The following is a 2,586-nucleotide window of genomic DNA, read 5'->3' on the forward strand; positions in this document are numbered from 1 at the left end:
ATGGAGGCGGGCCTGTCGCTTGCGCCGTCCCGCGCGACCGATCTGGCCGGGATGCGCGGCGTGCTGGAGCAGACCAATCCCACCGAAGAGGTCGAAGGTCTCGACCGCGCATTGCTGGATCAGTTCGGCGAAACGCTCGCGGCCTTCGACGCGATGCGGCAAGCCGAGGGCGCGGCGCTGGAGGCGTTGCTGCGGGGCCAGATCGACGAGATCGAGGCGCTGACTGCCGAAGCCGTGAACGCCGTCAAGGCCCGCGCGGCCCAGATCGGCGAGACGCTGCGCCGCAACCTCGCCAAGGTGATGGACAATGCCGATGGCGCGGACCCCGATCGCGTCGCGCAGGAACTCGCGCTGATCGCGGTAAAATCCGACGTGACCGAGGAAACGGACCGCTTGTCGGCCCATGTCGCCGCGGCACGCGCGCTGATCGACGAAGGCGGCGCGGTGGGCCGCCGGCTCGATTTCCTGATGCAGGAATTCAATCGCGAAGCGAACACCCTGTGCTCAAAAGCGCAGAACACCGATGTCACGCGCGTCGGTCTGGCGCTGAAGGCCGTGATCGACCAGATGCGCGAACAGGTCCAGAATGTGGAGTAACCCGATATGACCGCCAAGCGACGCGGCCTGCTGATCATCCTGTCCTCGCCCTCGGGTGCCGGTAAATCGACGCTGGCGCATCGCCTGCGCGCCTGGGACGAAGGGCTGACCTTTTCCGTCTCCGCCACCACCCGGGCGATGCGCGCGGGTGAGGTGGACGGCGCGGATTATCATTTCATGTCGGAAAAGAAGTTCAAGGAGCAGGTCGCCGCCGACGCGATGCTGGAACATGCCCATGTCTTCGGCAATTTCTACGGCTCGCCCCGCGGCCCGGTGGAAGAAGCGATCGAGGCCGGGCGCGACGTCCTGTTCGACATCGACTGGCAGGGGGCCCAGCAGATCACCAATTCAGCGCTCGGGCCGCATACGCTGTCGATCTTCCTGCTGCCGCCCTCCATCGCGGAACTGCGCAAGCGGCTGGAAAAGCGGGATCTGGATTCCGCCAGCGTGATCGCACGCCGGATGGAAAAAAGCTGGGACGAGATCAGCCATTGGGGTGGCTATGACTATGTTCTGGTGAACGACGATCTTGACAGGACCGAAGAGCGCCTGCGCACCATCGTCGAAGCCACCCGCCTGCGGCGTATCCAGCAGCCATGGCTCAACGAACACGTCCGCAAGCTGCAATCCGAATTCGAGGAGACGACATGACACTCTATGCACTGGGTGATGACACGCCCGAAGTCCACGCCGACGCCTGGGTCGCACCCGACGCCAACGTCATCGGCACCGTAACGCTTTCCGAAGGGTCATCGGTCTGGTTCGGGGCCACGCTCAGAGGTGACAACGAGCCTATCGTCGTGGGGCAGGGCAGCAACGTGCAAGAGAACTGCGTCTTTCACACCGACATCGGTTTCCCGCTGACCGTGGGGCGGAACTGCACCATCGGTCACAAGGTCATGCTGCATGGCTGCACCGTGGGGGACAACACGTTGGTTGGCATGGGCGCCACCATTCTCAACGGGGCGAAGATCGGCAAGAACTGCCTGATCGGAGCCGGTGCCCTGGTGACCGAGAACAAGGTGATCCCCGACAACAGCCTTGTCATGGGCAGCCCGGGAAAGGTTGTTCGCGAACTCGACGCGCAGGCGATCCAGCGCATCACCGCCAGCGCACTGCACTATACGCAGGTCGCCGCCCGGTTCCGCCGCGATCTGGCACCGCTCTGACCGATGTCGCTCCGGCTGCCGATCGGCGATCTCGTCCGCAGCCTGCCGCAGCCGACGCTCGCCATCGACGCGCGCGAACAGATTCTGGCGCTGAACACGCAAGCCGCCGGCCTGCTGGGCCATGCCGCCGTGGGGCGGCATTTCATCACCGTGCTGCGCCAACCGGCACTGGTGGAGGCGGTCGAAGGCTCGCTCGCCGATGCGACGGCCCGGCGCGCACGGTATCATGCCGCCCAAGCGGGCCGCGAAACCGTCTATGACGTGGCGATCTGCCCGGTGGCGGGGGCCGGTGTCACCCTGCTGATCTTTCAGGACACGACCGATGAAGCCGCAGCGGGCCAGATGCGCCGCGATTTCGTGGCCAATGTCAGTCATGAACTGCGCACGCCGCTTACCGCGCTCATGGGTTTCATCGAAACCCTGCGCGGCCCGGCGCGGGACGATGCCGCCGCGCGCGACAGGTTTCTGGGCGTCATGGCGCAGGAGGCGGAGCGGATGAACCGGCTTGTCGGGGACCTGCTGGCGCTGAGCCGGGTCGAGGCGAACGAGCGGGTGCGCCCCAAGGAACGGGTGGATCTGGTAAAGGTGCTGGAGGCGACGCTGCGCAATCTTGCCCCCGTCGCGTCAGCGCAGAACGTCACGCTGCCCGATCCGCCGGAGCTACCGCAGGCCCCCCTGCGCGGCGATGCGGACGAGTTGCAGCAGGTCTTCACCAACCTGCTGGAAAACGCGATCAAATATGGCGGGCCGGGCAGGGCGGTTCATCTGGATGTCTCCCTGCGCGAGCATGACCCGGCGTTGCGGACGGCCAGCTTGCGCG

Annotated in this window: 4 protein-coding genes; all 4 read left to right on the plus strand. The window is 65.8% G+C overall.

Annotated features, from left to right (window positions below):
* The coding region (locus A3764_RS15280) for a YicC family protein (RefSeq protein WP_067951732.1) at positions 1-597 on the plus strand (597 nt) is incomplete at its 5' end.
* A 6-nt stretch (positions 598-603) separates the two neighbouring features.
* Positions 604-1,248 carry a guanylate kinase gene (gene gmk / locus A3764_RS15285; RefSeq protein ID WP_067923669.1) on the plus strand — a complete coding sequence of 215 codons (645 nt, stop codon included), beginning with the start codon at positions 604-606 and terminating at the stop codon, positions 1,246-1,248.
* Positions 1,245-1,766: a gamma carbonic anhydrase family protein gene (locus A3764_RS15290; protein ID WP_067923666.1), complete on the plus strand. Its 522-nt coding sequence runs from the start codon at positions 1,245-1,247 to the stop codon at positions 1,764-1,766. The genes gmk and A3764_RS15290 overlap by 4 nt, the downstream gene beginning before the upstream one ends.
* A gap of 3 nt (positions 1,767-1,769) precedes the next feature.
* Positions 1,770-2,586 (plus strand): sensor histidine kinase (locus tag A3764_RS15295; protein ID WP_067951733.1); only part of this gene is annotated, 817 nt, incomplete at its 3' end.

It is taken from the genome of Sulfitobacter sp. HI0129 (assembly GCF_001635395.1).
Lineage (GTDB): Bacteria > Pseudomonadota > Alphaproteobacteria > Rhodobacterales > Rhodobacteraceae > Sulfitobacter.

What these genes read in the sequence shown, in the direction of transcription:
- gmk (WP_067923669.1), top strand. Translation starts at nt 604, where the DNA reads ATGACCGCCAAGCGACGCGGCCTGCTGATCATCCTGTCCTCGCCCTCG.
- A3764_RS15290 (WP_067923666.1), top strand. Translation starts at nt 1,245, where the DNA reads ATGACACTCTATGCACTGGGTGATGACACGCCCGAAGTCCACGCCGAC.